The 23,627-nt window shown below is 45.2% G+C and carries 19 protein-coding genes and 1 pseudogene; 11 read left to right on the top strand and 9 right to left on the bottom strand.

The window, feature by feature from the left end; translation table 11 throughout:
* Nucleotides 1–169 precede the first annotated feature (169 nt).
* The 11 genes and pseudogenes from H8K32_RS16725 to H8K32_RS16675 all read left to right on the top strand — a co-directional run.
* The gene (locus H8K32_RS16725) at nt 170–1,651 is read left to right on the top strand and encodes a type I restriction-modification system subunit M (RefSeq protein ID WP_186913698.1); all 1,482 of its coding nucleotides are present in this window, start codon (nt 170–172) and stop codon (nt 1,649–1,651) included.
* Complete coding sequence (locus H8K32_RS16720; protein WP_222613161.1) at nt 1,591–3,429, top strand: DUF262 domain-containing protein; 1,839 nt, start codon at nt 1,591–1,593, stop codon at nt 3,427–3,429. Before H8K32_RS16725 ends, H8K32_RS16720 begins: the two co-directional genes overlap by 61 nt.
* On the top strand, nt 3,426–4,901 hold the full coding sequence (locus H8K32_RS16715; RefSeq protein ID WP_222613160.1) for a type I restriction-modification system subunit M: 1,476 nt from the start codon (nt 3,426–3,428) through the stop codon (nt 4,899–4,901). The genes H8K32_RS16720 and H8K32_RS16715 overlap by 4 nt, the downstream gene beginning before the upstream one ends.
* Nucleotides 4,898–6,037 carry a restriction endonuclease subunit S gene (locus H8K32_RS16710; RefSeq protein ID WP_186913697.1) on the top strand — a complete coding sequence of 380 codons (1,140 nt, stop codon included), beginning with the start codon at nt 4,898–4,900 and terminating at the stop codon, nt 6,035–6,037. Before H8K32_RS16715 ends, H8K32_RS16710 begins: the two co-directional genes overlap by 4 nt.
* On the top strand, nt 6,037–9,018 hold the full coding sequence (locus H8K32_RS16705; RefSeq protein WP_186913696.1) for a type I restriction endonuclease subunit R: 2,982 nt from the start codon (nt 6,037–6,039) through the stop codon (nt 9,016–9,018). Before H8K32_RS16710 ends, H8K32_RS16705 begins: the two co-directional genes overlap by 1 nt.
* Before the next feature lie 50 nt (nt 9,019–9,068).
* A complete protein-coding gene (locus H8K32_RS16700; RefSeq protein WP_186913695.1) occupies nt 9,069–10,745 on the top strand; it encodes an AAA family ATPase in 1,677 nt (558 codons plus the stop codon).
* The gene (locus tag H8K32_RS16695; protein WP_186913694.1) at nt 10,738–11,775 is read left to right on the top strand and encodes a hypothetical protein; all 1,038 of its coding nucleotides are present in this window, start codon (nt 10,738–10,740) and stop codon (nt 11,773–11,775) included. The genes H8K32_RS16700 and H8K32_RS16695 overlap by 8 nt, the downstream gene beginning before the upstream one ends.
* A gap of 284 nt (nt 11,776–12,059) precedes the next feature.
* A complete protein-coding gene (gene tnpA / locus H8K32_RS16690) occupies nt 12,060–12,383 on the top strand; it encodes an IS66 family insertion sequence element accessory protein TnpA (RefSeq protein WP_186913693.1) in 324 nt (107 codons plus the stop codon).
* Nucleotides 12,380–12,718, top strand: a complete 339-nt coding sequence (gene tnpB / locus H8K32_RS16685) for an IS66 family insertion sequence element accessory protein TnpB (protein WP_186913692.1) — start codon at nt 12,380–12,382, stop codon at nt 12,716–12,718. The genes tnpA and tnpB overlap by 4 nt, the downstream gene beginning before the upstream one ends.
* A gap of 81 nt (nt 12,719–12,799) precedes the next feature.
* Nucleotides 12,800–14,362: an IS66 family transposase gene (gene tnpC, locus H8K32_RS16680; RefSeq protein ID WP_186913691.1), complete on the top strand. Its 1,563-nt coding sequence runs from the start codon at nt 12,800–12,802 to the stop codon at nt 14,360–14,362.
* 46 nt (nt 14,363–14,408) lie between these two features.
* Nucleotides 14,409–14,714, top strand: a pseudogene (locus tag H8K32_RS16675) (IS66 family transposase); the annotation flags it as partial.
* Between the two features lie 152 nt (nt 14,715–14,866).
* Here H8K32_RS16675 and H8K32_RS16670 read toward each other — a convergent pair.
* The 9 genes from H8K32_RS16670 to purD all read right to left on the bottom strand — a co-directional run bounded on the left by H8K32_RS16670 (nt 14,867) and on the right by purD (nt 23,627).
* Entirely contained in the window at nt 14,867–15,766 is a 900-nt protein-coding gene (locus H8K32_RS16670; protein WP_186913690.1) for a DUF6387 family protein, read from the bottom strand.
* A 92-nt stretch (nt 15,767–15,858) separates the two neighbouring features.
* On the bottom strand, nt 15,859–17,073 hold the full coding sequence (locus H8K32_RS16665) for a tyrosine-type recombinase/integrase (RefSeq protein ID WP_186913689.1): 1,215 nt from the start codon (nt 17,071–17,073) through the stop codon (nt 15,859–15,861).
* A gap of 177 nt (nt 17,074–17,250) precedes the next feature.
* Entirely contained in the window at nt 17,251–18,717 is a 1,467-nt protein-coding gene (gene rng / locus H8K32_RS16660; RefSeq protein ID WP_186913688.1) for a ribonuclease G, read from the bottom strand.
* 12 nt (nt 18,718–18,729) lie between these two features.
* On the bottom strand, nt 18,730–19,347 hold the full coding sequence (locus H8K32_RS16655) for a Maf family protein (RefSeq protein ID WP_186913687.1): 618 nt from the start codon (nt 19,345–19,347) through the stop codon (nt 18,730–18,732).
* A 29-nt stretch (nt 19,348–19,376) separates the two neighbouring features.
* Nucleotides 19,377–19,847: a 23S rRNA (pseudouridine(1915)-N(3))-methyltransferase RlmH gene (gene rlmH, locus H8K32_RS16650; protein ID WP_186913686.1), complete on the bottom strand. Its 471-nt coding sequence runs from the start codon at nt 19,845–19,847 to the stop codon at nt 19,377–19,379.
* A gap of 142 nt (nt 19,848–19,989) precedes the next feature.
* A complete protein-coding gene (gene rsfS / locus H8K32_RS16645; RefSeq protein WP_186913685.1) occupies nt 19,990–20,691 on the bottom strand; it encodes a ribosome silencing factor in 702 nt (233 codons plus the stop codon).
* A gap of 4 nt (nt 20,692–20,695) precedes the next feature.
* Complete coding sequence (nadD, locus tag H8K32_RS16640; protein WP_186913684.1) at nt 20,696–21,367, bottom strand: nicotinate (nicotinamide) nucleotide adenylyltransferase; 672 nt, start codon at nt 21,365–21,367, stop codon at nt 20,696–20,698.
* Entirely contained in the window at nt 21,358–22,257 is a 900-nt protein-coding gene (hemF, locus tag H8K32_RS16635; protein WP_186913683.1) for an oxygen-dependent coproporphyrinogen oxidase, read from the bottom strand. The genes nadD and hemF overlap by 10 nt, the downstream gene beginning before the upstream one ends.
* Nucleotides 22,258–22,352: 95 nt before the next feature.
* Nucleotides 22,353–23,627, bottom strand: coding sequence for a phosphoribosylamine--glycine ligase (purD, locus tag H8K32_RS16630; protein ID WP_186913682.1), 1,275 nt, complete (start codon nt 23,625–23,627; stop codon nt 22,353–22,355).

The following is a 23,627-nucleotide window of genomic DNA, read 5'->3' as shown; positions in this document are numbered from 1 at the left end:
TGATATATTTAACATCATTAGCGCATAATTGATAGCTTATCAATTACAATCGATATTTCAAAGATAATGTCCTCCAATGGAATCAGTCGATTGGTACCTCAGGGAAAAACTAATCAAACATACGTATTAACTCAATAAAAATAAATTGTCAAAAAAGACACAAAAATCAATGGCCAAAAACAAATTAACGCTTTCGCAACTAGAACAATATCTATCTAAAGCGGCCTGGATCTTAAAAGGACCAGTCGATGCCTCAGACTTTAAAGTATATATTTTCCCCCTCCTTTTCTTTAAACGCATTTCTGACGTTTACGATGAGGAATATAGAACCGCTCTTTTGGAGTCTGATGGAGACCAAGCCTATGCCCAGCTTCCAGAGATGCATAGATTCGAAATTCCTGCGAACTGCCATTGGCAAGACGTAAGAGAGCAAACAACAAATGTTGGACAGGCTATTGAATTCGCTCTTCGCGGAATTGAGAAGGCAAATCAAGATTACCTTTACGGGATATTTGGTGATGCGCAGTGGAGCAACAAGAACAAGCTCTCGGATAAGCTTCTTATTGATCTAATCGAACACTTCTCACAATACAGTCTAAATAGCGAATATGTTGATCCAGATATGCTTGGACAAGCATACGAATACCTGATCAAGCACTTCGCTGATCTTACAAACAAAAAAGCGGGTGAGTTTTATACACCACGATCTGTTGTGCATCTTTTGGGTTTGATTTTAGATCCACATCAAGGGGAAACGATTTACGACCCTGCGTGCGGCACCGGTGGCATGTTGCTCGAGTGTGTTGATCATCTTAAACATAATAACGAAGACTACAGAACCCTAAAATTATTTGGGCAAGAAAAGAATCTAACGTCGAGTTCTATTGCGAGAATGAATATGTTTTTGCATGGGATCGAGGACTTCGAGATTATTCGCGGAGATACACTTCGCAACCCTGGATTTTTTGAAGCCGACGGTCTGAAGACGTTTGACTGCGTTATCGCAAACCCGCCATTCTCTCTAAGCGACTGGGGCTCAGAAAACTGGGCAAATGATCCGTTCGGACGCAATATCGCTGGCGTACCTCCACAAGGCAACGGCGATATGGCTTGGGTTCAACACATGGTCAAGTCGATGAATAGCACAGGACGCATGACGGTAGTGCTGCCACACGGTGCGCTATTTAGAAAAGGTGCAGAGGGAAAAATTCGCCAGGCGTTAATCGAAAAAGATATTCTCGAGGCAGTCATAGGCCTAGGTCCAAATATTTTCTACGGTACCCAACTCGCAGCCTGCGTCATGGTGTTCAAACAAAACAAAGAAAAAGACCGAAAAAGGAAAGTCTTGTTTATTGATGCATCTGATCAAGTTCGCGTTGGCCGCGCCCAGAACTATCTAGAGACTCAACATGTCGGCCAAATTTACGACTGGTATTCAAAATTCGAAAACATCGAAAACTCAGTCTTTGTCGCGTCACTAGCGGACCTAGAAGCTAACGACTACAACCTCAATATTCCGTTGTATGTCGAAAAAATCATCGAAGACAATCTACCAACTGTTGAACAAGCCATGGCTGATTTGAAAACAGCGTGGCAAGAGAGCTTGGTAGCAGAAGACAAATTCAAAACTATTTTAAAGAGATTCCTGTAATGGCTTACGAAACCCCAATTACCATCAAAAAAGCAATCGACAATATCCGTAAAAGAAACTACGTACTGCCGTCAATTCAACGTGAGTTTGTATGGGACACAGATCAAATAGAGACGCTTTTCGATTCTTTGATGCGAGATTACCCAATCAGCACTTTTCTTTTCTGGAGGGTTGATAAGAGCAAAATCAAGGATTTTCAATTTTATGAATTTCTGAAGAAATACCACGAGAAAGATAACCGTCACAATCGAAAAGCCGAGCTGGAAAATGAAGAAGACGTCATTGCGATTCTAGACGGACAACAGCGCATGACGTCAATGTATGTCGCCCTGACTGGATCATATGCGAAGAAGATGCCCTATTTTCATAAGAGCAGTGCGCACGCCTACCCAGAAAAGAAACTCTATCTTAATCTTTTGAAAAAATCAGAAGATCTCGAGATGGAATACGATTTCAAATTCTTGACCGAAAAAGAAGCAGAGTCTAGCGAAGGTCATTTTTGGTTCGAATGCGGGAAGATACTTGAAATCACAGACATGGGAAAATCATCCATGTATCTGATGCAAAACAAACTCATGGATAGCTCGGTCTATTCAGAACAAGAGTCTACATTCGCCATAAATACACTAAACGCGTTCTTTAATGTCATCCATCAAAAAGGCACTATCAGTTTTTACCTTGAAGAAGGAGAGGAACTCGATAAAGTTCTCCAAATATTTATTCGTATCAACAGTGGTGGCACAAAATTAAGCTATTCAGATTTGCTCTTATCTATTGCTACAGCGCAGTGGAAAGAGAAAGATGCGCGAGAAGTCATTCATGAGTTTGTCGATGACATTAATAAAATTGGCGATGGCTTTTCGTTTAACAAAGATATCGTTCTAAAGGCTTGTCTGGTACTGGCGGACTTCGATGTTAAATTTAAAGTGGACAATTTTACGAAAGAAAATATGTCCATCATCGAAAAACAGTGGGATCAGACCTCGGCTGCTCTTCGTGCAGCGATTGAACTCGTCGCCAAGTTTGGATACAACAGAGATAACCTCATCGCGACCAATACGATTATTCCGCTGGCATATTTTATTTACAAAAACAAATTCGAAGATCAAATACTTCATTCAGCCCACAGAGACGCTGATCGCCGAGCGATTAGAGAATGGCTTGCCCGAGTGCTGCTAAAAGGCGTATTCGGTGGACAACCAGATTCGATCTATCCCGCGATGCGTGACTTGATCAATAAATTTCCAGGTCGCTTCCCTCTTTATGAAATTATCCAACACTATAAAGGGCGCAGGAAATCAATATCGTTTAGTTCGGATGACATCAAGAACCTTCTTGACCTGCAATATGGACAAGCAAAAACCTATTGCGTACTAACCTTGTTGTACCCTGGCCTAAACTTTAATTTCAAATATCACCAAGACCACATCCATCCAAAATCTCATTTTTACAAGCGGAATTTAAAGAAAGTAGGAATCAGCGAAGAGCAAATAGAAGCCTATTTATCTGAGTTCAATAATTTGAGTAATTTGCAGCTTTTACAAGCAACGCAAAATATCGAAAAGAGCGATAAACCTTTCGCTGAATGGCTAGAAAAAAATATACGTAGCCAATCAGACCGTGAGAGCTTCCTCATGCAAAATCACATTAAGACAGATCAATCACTAAGCTTTTTTGATTTCATCGAATTTATCGACAATCGGAAAAAGACTTTAACTGCGCAACTCTCGAACTTGCTCGATAGCGCAATACCGGATTCAACGGAAACCGAAGAATGATGACGCAACAAGAACTAGAAAAATACCTCTGGGGCGCGGCAGTCGCGCTACGAGGTACGATCGACGCTGGGGATTACAAGCAATACATTTTCCCTCTACTCTTCTTCAAACGCATTTCAGACGTTTATGATGAAGAGTACGATCTCGCGCTTGCCGAGAGCAATGGCGATTTGGCTTATGCTGAGTTCGCGGAAAATCATCATTTCATCGTTCCAAAAGGTGCGCATTGGAGCGACGTTCGCGAAACAACGGTCAACGTTGGCCAAGCATTGCAAGAAGCGATGCGGGCAATTGAGAAGGCAAACCCTGATACGCTGCATGGCATTTTTGGCGACGCCAGTTGGACTAATAAAGAACGCTTATCCGATGCAATGCTCATTAACCTCATTGAGCATTACTCGCAACAAAATCTTAGCCTCGCTAATGTTCCCGATGATAAGCTAGGCAATGCCTATGAGTATTTGATCAAAGAATTCGCCGATGACAGTGGCCATACAGCAGCCGAGTTTTACACCAACCGCACTGTAGTCAAACTCATGACCATGATCATGGACCCGCAGCCGGGCGAAAGTGTCTATGACCCGACCTGCGGCTCGGGTGGCTTATTACTGAATTGCGCTTTGCATCTCAAAAGCGAAGGCAAAGAATACCGCACACTCAAACTTTACGGGCAAGAAATCAATCTTCTTACTTCAGCGATTGCCCGCATGAATATGTTCATGCACGGCATAGAGGAGTTTCAAATTGTACGCGGCGATACATTGGCGAATCCGGGTTTGCTTGAAAATGATCAACTGAAAAAATTCAACGTTATCCTTGCTAACCCGCCCTACTCGATTAAGTCATGGGATAGAAAGAACTTTGAAAGCGATCCCTATGGCAGAAATGTATGGGGAACTCCGCCTCAGGGTTGTGCAGATTACGCGTTTCAACAGCACATTCAGAAAAGTCTTGATGAGAAGAATGGCCGTTCTATTTCACTATGGCCGCATGGCGTTTTATTCCGTGATTCGGAAGCGGAGATGCGTCGGAAAATGGTGGAGGAAGATTTGGTGGAATGCGTGATTGGGCTAGGGCCGAATCTGTTTTACAACTCGCCGATGGAAGCGTGCTTACTCATTACAACAACGAATAAAGCTCCAAATCGGAAAGGCAAAGTTCTGATCATTAATGCAGTCAAAGAAGTGAAGCAGGAGAAGTCAATTTCTTATCTTGAACACAAGAATATCAAACGAATCTTCGATGCATACCACAACTTTCAAGACGAAGATGGCTTCTGTAAAGTGATCAGTAATGAAGATGTTATTGAGAAAAAAGGCAGCCTGAATATTGCACAGTATGTAAGCAATGTCGATTCTGACCATAGCAATCTTTCCATTAACGACGCGCTGGAAGCCTGGAATGACACTTCTGAAAAATTACAGTTAAGTATGAATGAACTGTTTCAGACTTTGAGCGAAGCAAAACAATGAAAAAAATCAATCTTAGAAATCTCGATAAGTCAGATTGGAAACCCTTTCGATTTGACCAGATTGTGAAAAATATTTCTGAACGAGTAGAGCCCGGTGAAACAGATCTTGAAATCTATATCGGCTTAGAACATATCGACGCCGAATCCATTCACATCAAACGCTTCGGTCAGCCTTCAGATGTGGAAGGGCAAAAGCTAAAATGCTATCCCGGCGATGTGATTTTTGGCAAACGCCGAGCCTATCAGCGAAAAGCCTCGGTTGTGACTACCGAAGCGATCTGTTCCGCTCACGCATTTGTTTTGCGAGCGAATCCCGAAGTGATTGATCCTAGACTTCTGCCGTTCTTTCTTCATTCCGACCTATTTATGCACCGTGCCGTGGATATTTCCGCCGGTGGGCTTTCGCCAACGATCAACTGGAGCATACTGAAAATTCAGGAATTCATTCTTCCACCCAAAGAACAGCAGTCCGAACTGGCGAACCTGTTCTGGGAAATGGATGAGGTGATTGAGCAGAATCTATCAGTTATGGAGAAGTTAAAAATTTCCAAAAAATGCTTCGTTTACGAATCGTTCAAGAAGGCAAATGAAGTTAAAAAAATTTCGGAATTAGGCGAGGTAATTACTGGCACCACGCCATCAACAAGTGATGATGGATTTTGGGGCGGGAGCATTCCTTTTATATCTCCGGCAGAGATAGATGATTCCCCTTACATAAAAAACTATGTGCGTTTTCTAACTGAAGAAGGAGCACAAAAATCACGAAAAATACCGCCGAATTCAATCTTAACGGTTTGTATTGGCTCAACGATTGGAAAGGTTGCGATAAACAAGTTGGAATGCTGTTCGAACCAACAGATAAATGCGCTAATTCCCAAAAAACAATATTCTTCAATTTACATTCTCTATCTCCTTAGATTTCACAAATCAAGAATCCTTGCTCGCACTGGAACAACAGCAGTTCCAATTATCAACAAAACAGAGTTTGGCTCAATTAAACTGCGTATCCTCTGCGAAAAAGACAGAGCAATATTTGAAGAAATAATTGGTTCAATAGAAGCTTCAGTTGACTCAATTGAATTGAAACTAGATTCTTCCAAAGCTCTCCAAAAATCCCTCATCAACGAGGTATTCTAATGGCCTTTACCGAACTCAATTCCGTAGAACATTTCATCATCCATAAACTTTCGGGAACCAATCTCAACACCCAAGCCACTGTATCTGGGGTAGCCGAAAACATCGACAACAGCTACGGCCATTTCTGGCGCTATCGCTCGCCGGAACAGCTTGATCGAAGCGTGAATGAAGTGCTTTTGGAAAATGAGCTCAAATCTGCACTGATCCGCCTCAACCCGGAAATCGCTGAAAAACCAGAGCGCGCGGACGAGGTGATTCATAATCTACGGGGAATTCTGAGTTCGGTGGCACATACAGGTTTAGTCCGAGCCAACGAGGAGTTTCTCAAGTGGGTCTGCGGCGAAAAGTCGATGCCCTTTGGAGAAAACAATTCTCATCGCCCGGTTCGAATCTTCGATTTCGAGAACATCGCAAACAACCACGGTATCGTAACGAACCAGTTCCGAATTCATCACCGCGAAACCAAAATTCCTGATGTGGTGTTCTTCATCAACGGTATTCCAGTGGTGATAGGCGAAGCCAAAACGCCAATTCGCCCGGCCATTTCTTGGCTCGATGGTGCTCACGAGATTCATGACATATACGAAAACGCTGTACCACAACTCTTTGTGCCCAATATTCTGTCCTTTGCTACCGAGGGTAAGCAGCTCTTCTACGGTGCAGTGCGTTGCCCGCTGGAGTTTTGGGCACCGTGGCGCATTGAATCAGAAAACACGGCGCTGGCTCAGGCTTTAGGGCTCGCCGAAATCGGCCGAGAACTGTCCGACCTACTCTCGCCTGTACGCTTGCTAGATATTTTGCGGAACTTCACCCTCTTTTCGAGTAACAACAAAAAGGTTCGCATGAAGGTAATCCCCCGCTTTCAACAGTACGAAGGCGCGAACAAAATTGTTGAACGGGTAGTCGAAGGTCAAATAAAAAAGGGACTGATCTGGCACTTTCAAGGCTCGGGTAAATCACTACTCATGGTCTTTGCCGCGCAAAAGCTGCGCCGAACACAAGCACTCAAAAGCCCGACCGTTCTAGTCCTAGTAGATAGGACGGATCTTGACACACAAATATCCGGCACGTTTAATGCGGCAGATATTTCCAATGTGGAGAGCACCGACAATATCAAAGAACTGCAAACGATGTTGGAGCGCGATACACGAAAAATCATTATATCCATGATTCATAAGTTCCGCGATGCGAAGCCGAACATGAATACCAGAGATAACATCATCGTCTTGGTCGATGAAGCACATCGCACGCAAGAAGGCGATCTAGGCCGTCAAATGCGCGCTGCTTTGCCGAATGCGTTCTTGTTTGGTCTGACCGGAACACCTGTCAATAAAGCAGATAAGAATACGTTTTGGGCGTTTGGTGCGGAAGCGGACGAAGGTGGCTACATGTCTCGCTATACCTTCCATGACTCCATTCGCGATGCAGCAACCTTACCGCTACATTTTGAACCACGCTTAGTCGACGTTCATGTCGATAAAGAGGCCATTGATAAAGCCTTTGCGGAGTTTAAGGAAGGCACAGCACTGACGGATGAGGAAGCCGATGCGCTCAACCAAAAGTCAGCCAAAATGGCAGCCTTCTTGAAATCACCGGAACGAGTCAAGAAGATCGTTGAAGATATTGCGATCCATTTCAAGACTAAAGTTGAACCGCAAGGTTTCAAGGCGATGATCGTGACACCAGACCGTCACGCCTGCGTGCAATACAAAGAAGAGCTTGATAAACACTTCCCAGAAGCGGCAAGCCGAGTGGTGATATCTACGACTGCCAACGACGATTTCGATTTCAAGAAAAAATGGGGCCTAGATAAAAGCCAACAAGAGAAAGTGGTCGAGGAGTTTAACAATAAAGGCTCAGAGCTTCAGTTTCTTATCGTCACAGCCAAGCTACTAACGGGTTTTGACGCGCCTATTTTGCAGACCATGTATTTAGATAAATCGCTGAAAGACCATACGCTATTACAAGCAATCTGCCGCACCAACCGACTATTTCCGCAGAAGACTTTCGGCCGGATTGTCGATTACTTTGGCGTATTCGATGATGCAGCAAAAGCGCTTGAATTCGATGAGCAAAGCGTGAAGCAGGTTATCAGCAATCTTTCAGAGCTGCGTGATCAACTACCACAAGCTATGAGGGATGCACTGGCGCATTTTCCTGGGGTTGACAGAACCCTAGATGGCTTTGAAGGTTTGGAAGCTGCACAAAATGCGATTAGTACGGTTGAGAAGAAAGATGCTTTCGCGTTAGATTTTAAGTATTTAGCGCGACTATGGGAGTCATTGTCGCCAGATACAATACTCAACCTCTACAACCAAGATTACAAATGGTTGGCTCAAGTTTATGAGTCGGTGAAGCCTGCATCAGATAATGTGGGGAAACTATTGTGGCTAACGCTAGGTGCTCAAACCACCCAGCTCATTCATGACCACATCCATGTCGGAGATGTACATACTCTAGATGAATTCGTATTAGACGCGGACGTCATCGAAAACATTTTCAACAACCCCGACTCCAAACAAGTTAAGCAACTTGAAAAAATGCTCGCCAAACGATTCCAAAAGCATGCAAGCGACCCTCGATTCAAATCACTAAGCGAACGACTTCTAGATCTGCGCGATAAGGCGGAGCAAGGACTGATCACATCCATCGAATTCGTTAAAGAGTTATGTAAGATCGCGAAAGAGACTATTCAGGCAGAAAAGGATCTAGAAGCTGCGAAGCAAGACAAGTCACCACAAGCAGCACTGACCGAACTGTTCTTAGAGTTGAAAACAGATCAAACACCAGCGGTAGTCGAACGGATCGTTACCGACATCGATGCCATCGTTCGTATCGTGCGTTTCCCTGGGTGGCAAACAACAATTGGTGGTGAACGCGAGGTGCAGAAGTCATTGCGCAAGGCATTGTTAAAGTACAAGCTGCATACTGATCAGGCTTTGTTTGATCGGGCGTATGCGTATATTAAAGAATATTACTAAGCAAGGAAACGCGCTATGAATCGTACTTTCGGGACAAAATAGAGAGTCAAATGAAGATTTGTTATATATGGATAGAAAAATATAGGAACTTAGAAAATTTTTCTTTGAATCTATCAAGCACAACCAAGTTCAATTTCGATTCAGAGAAAAACCTATTAACAAGCGAGTCCTGTAGAAAATTGCCGCTAGATTTCTTTGGTCAGAGAATCGACGAAGTTACCGGGCTAATTGGAAAGAACGGATCGGGAAAAAGTAATGCACTTTCCTTGATATGCAACGCCCTCAAGAATTCCAAATCGGGACTGAATGCACATTTCCTTATCATCACTGAAGAAGATGGAATTCAAACCTGTCACTACTCTTTTAAAAAAAATTTGAGTCAACCCAGTGCCAATTTCAGCATCGAAATTATTGAATACGTCGGAGAAGTCAAAGAACTTAAGGTGATCTATTTTTCAAACGTATTCAACAAGTCTAGAAATTACTTTGGAAGAGAGGTTTCAGACATCTCGGTGAAAAACGGAATCTTTGAAAACAGAGTAAGACCGGCGAAAAGTGACTTCGAGAAGCAGATGATCTTAATCAATTCCCGATTATTCAGGAAAATTGATATCGATCTACCGCATAAAATCAGATTTACGCAAAAACGACTTAGCAAATTTAGTTTAAGTAGCCGATATAGTGGAAATTCAGCTTCGATTTTGGTTAGCCTAGAATCACTTAAGGATTTATTTAGAAATCGGTTACGTGAAATTAATGGACGAAACCGATTTTTTCATTTAGTACGCCTTTCCTACTTTGAATACATCTTGAGCCTTCGGATCAACGCTGATGAGTACTCGTTATTCCTAAGTAATGCGGTTGATTTTATGCAAGGGAATTCCAACGATCAGAAAACAGAAGAGATATCAGAAAATTTGATTCGGTTTATTTCAGAATCATTTCCAAGTTCGAGCTTAATTTGTTACGAGAAAAAGAGCAGTCGAGAAAGTGAATTCGATCTAGAGGTTATCCGTCGGCAAATCGACTTTCTACTTAAAATTCAAGAGAATTTCTCCTCTATAGACATTGATTACAGTACCGAGGGATTTCGAAACCGCTCCGAAGTTACCTTTGAAATCGCTTACTCTCAAAAATCGAAAGGCCTGATCCAAGAATTTGTTTCGTTATTTGGAGAGTCTATAGGAATGAACATCGATTGGAGTGGGATAAGCTCCGGTCACTTAGCGTACTTAAATCTCTTTTCCTCAATTTACGACGAGCTCAAGAACGTTCGTCAAAGATCACTACTTCTATGTATTGATGAGGGTGATTTGTATCTTCACCCTTTTTGGCAAGTTGAATTTTTCAGTAAACTTTTAAGCGTTTTGCCTGAGATGTTTCGAGGGGAAATTCAAATTGTATTGACCTCGCATTCACCGTTCTTACTTTCTGATCTACCAAACCAGTGCATCACGATTCTTGATCAACATATTCAGGGCGGCACTATGAATGGAATTGCGTTAGATGAACAAACGTTTGGTGGCAATCTTTATGACTTATACGCAAAACCGTTCTTCCTTGGTGATCAAAAGATGAGTAAATTTGCTTACGAAAAAATTGCACGTTACCTTGAACTCGTTGAGGCGACTTCCGGTTCAGTAAAAGGAAATCCAGATGATATTTCACACCTGATTGGTGATGAAGTAATCCGCTTTAAGCTTCAGAGATTGTTCGGCAATGATTAATATTCGGGATCATTTAAACAGAGCTGACGCGGACCAAGTTATTACAAATTTGGCTGACGATCATTGGAAGTACCTAATTAAAAGTAAGAGCAATGGTACACGTGGTAAACATTCGCTGGTTGCAAGGTGTGAATCTGCGAAAGGGGCCTCTTCGACACCTAGATATTTAAAAGAATATGCTGAAAATAGACCGGAAAAAGCAAAGCGTCATGAAGAATTCTTTAAATATGTATTGTCAAATAATTTCATAAAGTTACGAGAGATTATCGTCGGCACACCCACAACACTAGTTTCACTAAATAAAGAGATATATTCGATTCTTAAAGATGAAGATATTTATACTGTGGTGGATGGTGTTTTGAAGCAGACAAGGTTCGGCAAATTTCTAAGCGAGACAATTTTTCCATACGGTGCATATCGAAAGACGGTGCAATGCAAAAAAACACTCACTAAACTTGATTTTACTTCCGCAACCTGCCCATATTGCAATTACACAAGATTAGACGTAACCAAGTGCGAAAAAAAGAAAGCTTACCTTGACCTAGATCATTTTTTTTTAAAATCCAAACATCCTTTTTTCGCACTTTCATTTTTTAATTTGGTTCCTAGCTGTCATTCATGCAACTCGACTGATAGAGGTGTTACTGACTTCTCGCTGGATACACATATAAATCCTTTTTACGAATCATTCGATCAGATTTACAAGTTCAGTTTTCCACCAGCATTTTTTCATGGATCTTCTGACGAATTTCAAATTGACAATAACGGTACAAAAAAAAACGACATCACACCAACAACCTTTAACATAAGAGCGAAGTACCAAAACAGGATTCAAGATCTCAAAGATATTGTTGACGACTTTAATAAGTATAAGCACTATCTAAACACACCAAACGAAGAAATTTTTGTGGCACTAATAATGAAAAACGTACCACCTAACCATCAAGGCATCTTGAAATTTGAATTATCAAAAATAAAACGTGATTTACTCAAAGAGCTTGACTCTAATCGCGTATTAAAGATTTGCTGAGGTAGACAATTCTTCGGTGGTCTGACCGAAATGCAGCTCCACCGTATTTCCCTCAACATGGATTGAGTCTTGGCGATTATCAAAACTCGCTTCGCTTCGAAATCCTTTAAATTGAGCAGTTGTCGTATTAAATCGTAACCGTCCAACGCTCCCACCTATGAACACCCCTTAATTTCATGCACTCTTCAAACCTGATCACTGTAACGTAAGCGTCCGACGCTCCCACCTATGAACACCCCTTAATTTCATGCAATCTTCAAACCTGATCACTTTGGAGAGCAAGCATGTCAAGAATCAAATCCACCCTCAGTCGTGCGCAATGGTTGCAACATGTCACCGCCTGGCAAGGCTCAGGGCTATCGCAAGCGGCGTATTGTCGTGAGTATCAATTAAATCACTCCACATTTCATGGTTGGATTTCACGTGGCCAAGTACCTGCTTTGGCGTGCGCACCGCTGACGACTTTACCGATTGTTGTTCAACCCAGCCCACCAGCCGCTTCAAATTTGCCGTCCATCGTGTTACGCCATGACTCTGGGTGGCAACTCTCACTACCTGCTGATATGCAGACCACCTGGCTTGGTCAATTACTCAATCAATTAGTATGATGGCACCCGGTCAGATTTTTTGCGTCATAGAACCTGTGGACATGCGTCGTGGCATGGAGAGCTTGTCGCAATGGATACAAACCAGTTTGGGTACGACGCCTTGCGATGGCACCGCTTATGCCTTTAGCAATCGTTCTAAAACACGCTTGAAGTTGCACATCTGGGATGGTACTGGCGTATGGTGTTGTCAGCGCCGCTTACACCGTGGTGCGTTTGTCTGGCCTCGTGCGGATGATCGCTACTGGGTGATGACACAAGACCAATGGGATTGGCTCATCAAAGGCGTTGACTGGCAACGATTATCTGCACCGGCACCTGCACACTGGCACGTCTGATCGGCACGGATAGCATCAAAAAAATGACGACACATCACTTTTTTGATTGTAAACATCACCAAGTCTATGTAAACTTACTACATGGACCTCGCCAAAGCCCTCACTCAATTTAATCCCCACACGGCCACGCCCGAAGCACTGGCCGCACAGGTCGCAGCCTGGGCACAAGAAGCACAGCGTCTTCAAGAACAAGCTGATCTCGTTGCCCGGCAACGCCAGGAAATCCATCTCAAAGACACCAAGATCAAGGCACTTACTTTAGAACTGGCGTACCATAAACGGATTAAATTCTGCAGCACATCAGAAGCCTTCACGGCGCAACAACGTGACCTCTTTAATGAGACGCAAGAAACCGATCTCAACGCCATGCAGGCGGAACTGGAACAACTCTCTTCCACACCGCGCGTCAAAGCAAAGCCAACCGGACGTAAGCCACTCCCTGCCGAATTGCCACGTGTAGAACAGCGTCACGAACCTGATTCTTGCGCATGTGGTGCTTGTGGTCAAACCTTAGTGAAGATCGGCGAGGATATCACCGAGCAGCTTGATGTTGAACCGGCACGGTTCTTTGTACAACGGCATATCCGGCCACAATATGCCTGCCGTCATTGCGAAACCATCACTGCTGCAGCAATACCGGCGGCGATCATTGACGGTGGTTTAGCGACACCCAGCTTACATGCGTGGGTAGTGATTCAAAAATATCTGGATCATGTGCCACTCTATCGGATAGAACAGATCAGCACCCGTCATGGCGTCACGATCTCCAGATCAACGCTCGCAGAATGGATAGGCCGCATCGGCGTTGCACTGCAACCATTAGCTGATCGACTCATAGAATTACTGAAACAACGCACGGTCTTGCATGCCGATGAAACACCGGTACCACAACTTGATCCGGGTAAAGGCAAAACGAAGCGTGCTTATCTGTGGGCGTACCGTAGCAACAACTTAGAACCCGATGCACCCATCGTGGTATTTGAGTTTGAGCCAAATCGTAGCGGAGCGCATGCACAAAGCTTCCTTGCCGATTGGCAGGGACATTTAATGGTTGACGATTACGCAGGCTATAAAAAGCTACTCAAAACAGGGATCACAGAACTGGCATGTCTGGCCCATGCGCGACGTAAATTCTTCGATTTACATGCCGCCAATCAACACCCAGTCGCCGAAGAAGCATTGCAACGGATTGCCGAGTTATACCGGATAGAAAGTGAAGCACAAGATTATTCGATCGAAGAACGACAGCGATGGCGAGCAGAGCATGCCAAGCCTCGCCTCGATGCCATGCATCTGTGGCTAGTTCAACTACGCAAAAGCAGTGCGGAAGGAAGTGCGCTATCGAAGGCGATCGATTACAGTTTAAAACGCTGGCCAGCATTCACACGTTATGCCGACAGTGGGCACCTGCCCATCGATAACAATCCGATTGAGAATGCGATCAGACCGATTGCTCTGGGTAAAAAGAACTGGCTGTTCGCTGGTTCTGAACGTGCTGGCAAGAGAGCTGCTGCCATTCAAACGTTATTAGCCACAGCGAAAGCCAACGAGATTGAGCCGTACGCCTGGTTAAAAGAAACGTTAGAAAAACTCCCCACCTGCCCAAACAGCCGCATTGATGAACTGCTGCCGCTCCGCACTTAGCATCGTACCTGCCTGTTGAAAAGGTGGTGGGGTTGGACGCTTACCGCTATCGAAGGCGATCGATTACAGTTTAAAACGCTGGCCAGCATTCACACGTTATGCCGACAGTGGGCACCTGCCCATCGATAACAATCCGATTGAGAATGCGATCAGGCCGATTGCTCTGGGCAAAAAGAACTGGCTGTTCGCTGGTTCTGAACGTGCTGGCAAGAGAGCTGCTGCCATTCAAACGTTATTAGCCGCAGCGAAAGCCAACGAGATTGAGCCGTACGCCTGGTTAAAAGAAACGTTAGAAAAACTCCCCACCTGCCCAAACAGCCGCATTGATGAACTGCTACCGCTCCGCACTTAACACTACACCTGCCTTCTGAAAAGGTGGTGGGGTTGGACGCTTACAAATGTTCCGCAACCTTGGTTGGGTGCTGAGTAGTTACCTCTATGCGTAAACAAAACTGGGCAGCATCATATCTTGGGGTTAAGCCTGATCGAGCGGAGAGATGGATGCTAACTTTTCGAGTTTTTTTGATTTTTTTGAAAATTGTGTACTTGATACGTCAGCGCTAAAACTACTTCTTTACTAATTAACTTCTTAGCATTCGGTATTGTCGTTTTCCGTATCTTCTCTCCCAAGTCGCGTTCATAGTCATTTGGAAAGAGTGCTAGGCCAATTTGAGCTTGTGTGATGGACTCTTTATGTACATCTGCCCAAAACATAAGATCCATCAAAGGTAGTAAACGTTCTCTATGCCAAACTTCGAAGTCATCATTGTCGTAAAAACCGTGGATTTGAGGAATATTGGCTTCCTTGCGTGTCTTTTTAATCCAGTCTTTGAATTCTTTCATCAGTAATTCGTTCGATGCCCCCAAATTCACTGAGATCATAAAATCTTTCGGGTGTTTTGAGACTTCGCGATGCATTTTCCAGGCAGGTGTTTCGAGGACTAGTTGTATGTCACTTGCAATGCTTTTTTCAAATTCCCCTTCAATGACCTCGTTACCATCTTCATCTTCAGCGAAATGATAATAGAGCGCATGCTTGAAACGAGCATGCCACGATAGGTACTCGGGTTCGTTGATAATATCCGCATCACTAAAGAAATTGTAGGCGGATTGATCTTTAATCGGCGAGGTATGAGGGCTATACAGCGGCAAACCGGAGTCGGTTGTCAGCGGGTGACTAAGCATTTTTTTTGCCGTATCACGGACATTCTGGATTAGGTGGGCAGGTGCCTTGTCGCTAGTTCCATTCTGACAGGCGAGCTTCCAGTGAACTCTGATGCGCCAACGACTCAGCAGTGCATCGGTCCACTGTTGTAGACCCCACGATGCACAGACATTGTAATTTGATATATGAAATTCTTCCGGTGTTTTTTGCGTGGAATGTAGGCCTTCGAGTTTTTTCATAGAAGCTTAAAAATCGTATGTGATGACTTGTGCTGAGGTAGTATCGTAGTAAGCTACGGTGTAATTGGGCGGTCAAGCGGTTGATGTCAACGTTATGGAATTTTTTTTTGATCAGCTTGGCAAATCTCAAGAAATTGCCCCCATAATTCCAAGGCAGCCCGTCTCTCCTCGTAATAAGAGTGTTGATCGTAAATTCCTTCGACCCCTTGCAATTGATGGTTCAGACACATCTCGGAAATATCACGTGACACACCTAGTTTGCGCATGTGACTCTTCATAGTACTGCGCAAATCGTGCGGGGTGAAGCGACGGATTTTCGGTTGATGGTTGACTATCCAAAAATCGATAGCCTCCCGCAGTGTATCTTTTGAGACGTGGGTATCACCATTGAATCTCTCAATACGTTTGCGTAAGCGAGCCGGGAGTGCATACGCAGAGTTGCCTGCCAACTCAAAAAGTTCCAAGAACCAAGCGACCACGCAAGGAGCTAAAGGAATATCAATGGATGCTCCAGTTTTACTTTTAGGGATGTGCCAACGAGCTTCATTTACATGAATATCGGAACGCAAGGCTGTGAACAGTTCGGAGCCACGCGTACCTGTTGCCAGTAAAATTTTAATGGCCAAAAGATTGTCAGGTTTCATCTCTGCATTTGTCAACGTGGTAATTTCATCGTCTGTCAGCATCAAGCGTTGGCGAATTTCTGGGCGCTTACCGATGATCGCTTCCAGTTGAATGCCGGCACATGGACTCGCAAAGATAATTTTTTTACCGGTTGCATGTTTGAAAACGGCACGCAAAGTGCACCAGAGCGTAAAGACTTCTACCCATCCAGCTTTTACTCGCTCAATTTGCGCTACGATATCTGCAGGTTCAACAGATTGCACTGACATGGCACCCATGCCGTTTTCTATTCGTTTCAAATTACGTTCGTAGCTGCGTTGAGTGCTTTCAGCATGGCTGCATAAGACTAAATTTCGATAATCTACAATCAGTTCCCGTATCGTCCAGTTCCTATGCGTTTTAACTTTTCGAAGTTCGTCGGCTGGATTCACACCGTCGTTGAGGGTCACCCGCTTTTTTGCCGCTATCATCCGCGCCATAGCAAGAGTGATATCTGGGTAGCGTCCGAGAGTGATTTCTTGTCTGCGACCGCCATGACGAAACCGTAGTACCCAAGTAGCAGCGCCAGCGACTGATAGGGTAAAGGTGAGTCCGCCACCATCAGACTTGGCTACAGGTGCGCCGGCGCGTATCCATTTACGCAATTGAATATCACTCAATAAATTGGATTCAACTTTTGCCATTGGTTTAATCCTTTGCGATGGTAATCTTGATTTCAGGGCTAGCTACCTGTTTAGCTACCCATTAGAGTTGAGATTCCATTATATTGCGACCACCGGCGATGAAGTGATTTTGTTTTTAACTATTGATTGTTGCAGGTGTTTTCAATAAATTAAATACGAAAATAAATATCGATTACGTTACATCAGAATAATGTCGTACTGCTCTTGATGGAACATGTTTTCGACCTGCAAGGAGATCGGCTTGCCGATAAAATCACCCAACATAGTCAGGTGTTGTGATTCTTCTTCGAGGAACATATCGACCACGATTTGCGACGCCATGATGCGGAATTCACGTGGGTTAAATTGCTTTGCCTCACGTAATAATTCGCGCAAAATTTCATAACAAATCGTGCGTGCTGTTTTGACCTGACCTTTGCCGGAGCACGCCGGGCAGGTTTCACATAAAATGTGTGCCAGCGATTCGCGTGTACGTTTGCGAGTGACTTCAACCAATCCCAATGCAGAGAAACCTGAGACTGACAACTTAGTGCGGTCGCGTGACAACGCTTTATTCAGTTCTGTCAATACCGCGGTTTTATGTTCTTCATTCTCCATATCGATAATATCGAGAATGATGATGCCACCCAGATTGCGTAAGCGCAGTTGACGTGCAATGGCATGTGCGGCTTCCAGATTGGTTTTGAATATGGTGTCATCAAAGTTGCGGCCAGCGACAAAACTACCGGTGTTGACGTCGATTGTGGTCATGGCTTCGGTTTGATCGATGATCAGGTAGCCGCCAGATTTGAGGTCAACCCGACGTCCCAGAGCACGTTCGATTTCTTCTTCCACACCATATAAATCAAATAGTGGACGCTCGCCAGTGTAGTGCTGTAGCTTAGGAATCACTGATGGCATGTAGCGAACCGCAAACTCCTGCAACATTAAATAATTCTCGCGAGAATCGACTTGGATACTGTCGGTTTCTTCATTGACAAAATCACGCAACACACGTTGTGCCAGATTCAGATCCTGATGGAGCAGGGTAGTTGGCGGCTGAGTTTTGGCTAGCTGAGTGATGGTCGACCAGGTGCGGCGTAGATAATCGACGTCAGCCTTCAGGTCTTCATTGGAGGCATCTTCTGCCATGGTGCGGACGATGAATCCGCCTTTTTCATCTGGTTGTTGCAGGCTCTGTACTTTACTGCGTAAGGCTTCACGCTCTTGTTCATTCTCGATTTTTTGAGAAATGCCGATGTGTGAATCTTGCGGCAAATAGACGAGCATGCGGCCGGCGATAGAAATCTGCGTCGACAATCGAGCACCTTTGGTACCGATAGGGTCTTTAATCACCTGAACTGTAATGGCTTGTCCGTCAAATAGCAGTTTTTCAATCGGGGTCAGCGGAGTGGACGAATTTCCTTCTGGCGGGCGGGCATCCCAGATATCGGCAATGTGCAAAAACGCTGCACGTTCCAGACCAATATCGATGAATGCTGATTGCATGCCGGGTAGCACCCGGACCACCTTTCCGAGGTAGATATTACCAACCAGACCACGGGATAAAGTGCGCTCTATGTGTAATTCTTGAACGGCACCTTGAAAAATCAGGGCCACGCGGGTTTCTTGCGGTGTGATGTTGATGAGGAGGTTTTCGCTCATGAAATTCAGAAATTAAGGGATAAAAATTCCAGACTGACGTAACACTTTGCAAGTCTCAAATAAGGGTAGCCCCATGATGCCAGAATAACTGCCATCGATGTGGGAAATAAAGCGTGCTGCAACACCTTGGATACCATAACCACCGGCTTTATCGTAGGGCTCGGTGGTCAGGCAGTAGGCGTGAATTTGTGCATCGGTCAAAGGCGCGAAGCTGACTTCGGAGGTTTGGGTAATCGCCTCTAGTCCGTGTGCATGCTGAACTGCCAGACTGGTCAAGACCTGATGTGTTTTACCCGCCAGTTGAGTCAGCATATGAATAGCTTCATCCCGGTTTGCTGGCTTGCCTAAAATCTGCTGATCCAGAACGACGGTAGTGTCGGCGGCTAAAATGGGTCTTGGGAGTAGCTTACGCATTTGCATGACCTTCCATGCCATCGCGGCCTTTTCTTGGGTGACGCGGCTGACATAGTCGTAGGGCAGTTCGCCCGGTAAGACGATTTCGGTCACATCTGGCCCGCGTGGTGCGGCATCACGCAATAGCAGTAAATCAAATTCTATACCGACCTGATGCAGTAATTCGCGACGACGCGGGCTCTTGGATGCCAGATAAATTTTATTTTCTTGATGCATATCGATGTAATTTTGTATTTATTTTGTATTTATACTCGATGATACGGATGATTCTGGGTGATTGTCCAGGCGCGGTACAGTTGTTCAGCAAGGATGACTCTGACCATTCCATGTGGCAAAGTTAAGCTGGAAATCCGTATCAGGCCATCAGCATTTGCTTTGAAACCAGCATCCAGGCCATCTGCACCACCAATGACAAATACCACGTCACGACCATCTTGCTGCCAGTTATTTAAATTTTGGGATAAGGCGACGCTTGTCCAATCTTTACCACGTTCATCAAGTGCAATCACGCGCGCATTTTTGGGAATGACTGCTTCAATTTTGGCGCGTTCTAAAGCCATTACCGTCTCAGCGGTCTTGCTGCCGGAGCGTTCGACTGGTTTAATTTCTTTTAGATGAATGCGAATTTCAGGCGGCATACGCTTGGCATATTCCTGAAAGGCAATTTCTATCCAGTCTGGCATTTTATGGCCGACAGCGGCGATGATGAGTTGCATGGTAATACTTTAAATAAAAATCTGTATGATGAATAAATCGAAATGACCTGACCACGATAAGTATAGCGCCAGTCAAGCAAATGGCTGCACGAGGCAGCCATTTGCTTTCTACTTAGCATGAACGCAGTATTTATTGCGTCGCTTATTCAGCTACTTTCTTACGTGCCGGACGTTTTGCTGCAGCTTGCTTTGCGGAAGCAGTAGCGGTTTTAGTTGCCGCAACTTTCACACGACCACCAGTAGGTATTTTGGCTGGTTTGGCGGCGCTACCATCTGCTGCTTTGCGTGTCGCTGGCTTGCGTGCTGGTTTTGCATCACCATCGACTGCTTTGGATGCGCGTGGTTTGCGGGCTGGTTTCTTTTCATCATCTAGCGTTGTCTGAATCGCCATCATGTCATGTGTCACTTCCAGCGGTGCGGCTTTGCCAGTTGCTTTGCGTGGAGCACGTTTTGGCTTCTCTGTTTCGGCTGGCTCGGCAGCTGTGCGTTTGGACGTACGTTTTTCAGCGCCTAATTTAACAGGCTTATCGCCCCACAGCTCTTCTAAACGATAGTAAGCGCGGATAGCTGGTTGCATGATATGGACAACCATATCACCCAGATCGACCAGTACCCATTCGCCTGTGGTTTCACCTTCGACGCTGACGATGTTGCCGCCGGCTTCTTTGACTTTATCGCGAACTGATGCAGCCAATGCCTTAGTTTGACGGTTTGAAGTACCAGACGCGACCAGAACGCGGTCAAATAAGCTAGTCAGGTGGGTAGTATCGAACAGTTGTATGTCTTGACCTTTTACATCTTCCAAAGCGTCAACGACCAGAGTTTGTAATTTTTTGATATCCATTTTTTTAATAAATTGAATGTTGTTGTATGTAGTCTAGCACCTTGTGAGGGACTAGCAATCTCATTGTCGGGTTATGCTGTTTTAATTCAGTGCGCAGTCGGGTTGCTGACACATCGATCGCTAACTCGGGTTCCAAAGCGGTTCCTCCGTGCGATCTGGATCGTAATTCCTTACCATTCATGAGCCGGTCTTGCCATTCTTTAGCGACGTCTTGTGAAGCTATCTTTAAACTATATCCGGGTCGTGCCGCAGCACATAAATTAGCTACCTCGAATAAATCACGCCATTGATGCCAGGTATGCAGATTCAATAGCTGATCTGCTCCCATCGCAAAGTTCAGCGACGTTTCTGCTCCTAGTTCGGCACGCAGTTGTCTGAGTGTATCAATGGTGTAACTGCTTTGCTGTCGTTCTGCGCGTCGGATTTCCTGCTCGTCAATATAAAGGGGGCAGTCTGTCCAATTTTCAAAAGCCAGTTTTAGCATACTGACTCTTTGCTCTGATGTAGCCGTCAGAGCGTTTTTTTGCCACGGTTGCCCAGCTGGGATGATACGTAATTCATCCGGCTTGAGCAGTTGTGTCAGGCTGCTCGCTAAGGCGATGTGTCCTATGTGTACCGGGTCAAAACTACCACCCAATACAAGCACACAACGTGTTTTAATATTACTTATACCCATTCCCGGTGCGCCAGAAAATCGCTTGCTAACTTTGCTTCTGCACTATCAGCCACTGGTGTCCAGTTGTAGCGCCATTTAACAATCGGTGGCATCGACATCAGGATGGATTCGGTTCTGCCGCCTGATTGCAGGCCAAAATGCGTGCCGCGATCAAACACCAGATTAAATTCTACATAGCGCCCGCGTCGATACGCCTGGAAATCACGCTCTTGTTCACCATAGACTAGTGCGTGACGCTTTTCAAGAATAGGGCGATAGGCTGGCACAAAAGCATCACCAACTGCCCGCGTCATCGCAAAGCTACTGGCAAAATCGAGTTCATTAAAATCATCATAAAAAATACCACCTACACCGCGAGCTTCTTTGCGGTGCTTGAGGTAAAAGTACTCATCGCACCATTTTTTAAAGCGCGGATGTAAGTCTGCGCCAAAAGGTGAAACGGCATCTTTGCAAGTTCGATGAAAATGTCGTGCGTCTTCTTCAAAACCATAATACGGTGTTAAGTCCATGCCTCCACCGAACCACCATACGGGTTCTTGTCCTTCCGCATGGGTGATGAAGAAGCGCACATTCATGTGTACTGTTGGTGCATAAGGATTGCGCGGGTGTAACACCAGCGAAACACCCATGGCTTCCCATCTTCTGCCAGCTAATTCAGGACGGCTGGCAGCGGCTGATGGTGGTAAATTATTCCCCATAACGTGGGAAAAATTAACGCCGCCGCGTTCAAATACCTGTCCTTCTTCAATTACGCGGGAAATTCCGCCGCCACCTTCAGGGCGTTCCCAGCTATCGGTTAAAAATTGTTTACCATCAACTTCTTCCAGCGACGCAACGATGCTCGCTTGTAGAGATAAAAAGTAATTTTTAACAGCTTGTGTATCCGTCATTCTGTTGCCTTCATTAAAAAGCAAGACGGGCTGGACACAGTCCAGCCCCCATTATTGTACAGGACTTGAGCCGAAAAGCTCATTGATGTTAAAGCTTAGTGCTTTCTGTTGAGTGCACGCCAGCCAATATCGTGACGGTATTGTGCGCCGTCAAAGTGGATTTTTTCCACGACATCATACGCATGTTTTTGCGCCAGCTTGACAGTGTCACCCAATCCAACTACGCACAAAACACGGCCGCCGTTCGACAGCAAGGTTTTTTCGTTTAATACGGTGCCTGCATGAAACGTCATGCTGTCCGAAGTTTCTGCCGGAATACCGGTAATCTTATCGCCTTTGCGTGGTGTATCTGGATAACCCGCCGCAGCCATGACCACGCCCATTGCTGTGCGCCTGTCCCATTCCAACTCTACTGTGTCGAGCGTGCCATTGACGGCATGTTCCATCACGTGCAATAAGTCGGTTTTCAAACGCGCCATAATAGGCTGTGTCTCAGGGTCGCCCATGCGGCAGTTAAATTCCAGTGTCTTAGGATTGCCGTGCTCATCGATCATCAGACCTGCATAGAGGAAGCCAGTAAAGACGATACCATCCTTTGCCATGCCTTGTACTGTCGGGTCAATGATCTCGCGCATTACGCGGGCATGTAGCTGTGGCGTGACGATAGGGGCAGGGGAGTAGGCGCCCATTCCACCGGTATTTGGACCTTCGTCATTGTCGAGCAGACGTTTATGATCCTGGCTGGTCGCCAGCGGCAAGATATTTTTGCCATCGACCATCACGATGAAACTGGCTTCTTCACCGACCAAAAATTCTTCGATGACAACGCGCGCACCCGCATCGCCTAGCTTGTTGTCAGACAACATCATGTCGACCGCATCATGCGCTTCAGCCAGCGTCATGGCAACGACGACGCCTTTTCCAGCCGCTAAGCCATCCGCTTTGATCACGATAGGCGCGCCTTTGGCGTCGATGTAATCATGTGCCGCTTGCAAATCTGAAAAAGTCTGATATTCCGCCGTCGGAATCGCATGTTTTTTCATGAACGCTTTGGCGAAATCCTTAGAGCTTTCTAATTGCGCAGCTTCTTTGGATGGGCCAAAAATTTTCAAACCACGATCGCGGAAAATATTCACGATGCCGGCCGCCAGTGGCACTTCCGGGCCAACCACGGTTAAGCCTATGTGCTCTTGCTCAACAAAATCCGCCAATGTGACCGGATCGGTAATGTTGATATTTTTGAGCCGGATATCACTGGCAGTACCGCCATTACCCGGTGCGACAAAAATGGTTTGTACGCGTTCTGATTGAGCCAGTTTCCAGGCGAGTGCGTGTTCACGGCCACCCGAGCCGACAACGAGAATTTTCAT

It is taken from the genome of Cognatundibacterium jejuense, from assembly GCF_014284255.1.
GTDB lineage: Bacteria > Pseudomonadota > Gammaproteobacteria > Burkholderiales > Burkholderiaceae_D > Undibacterium > Undibacterium jejuense.
This window is presented reverse-complemented; position numbering and strand designations above follow the sequence as displayed.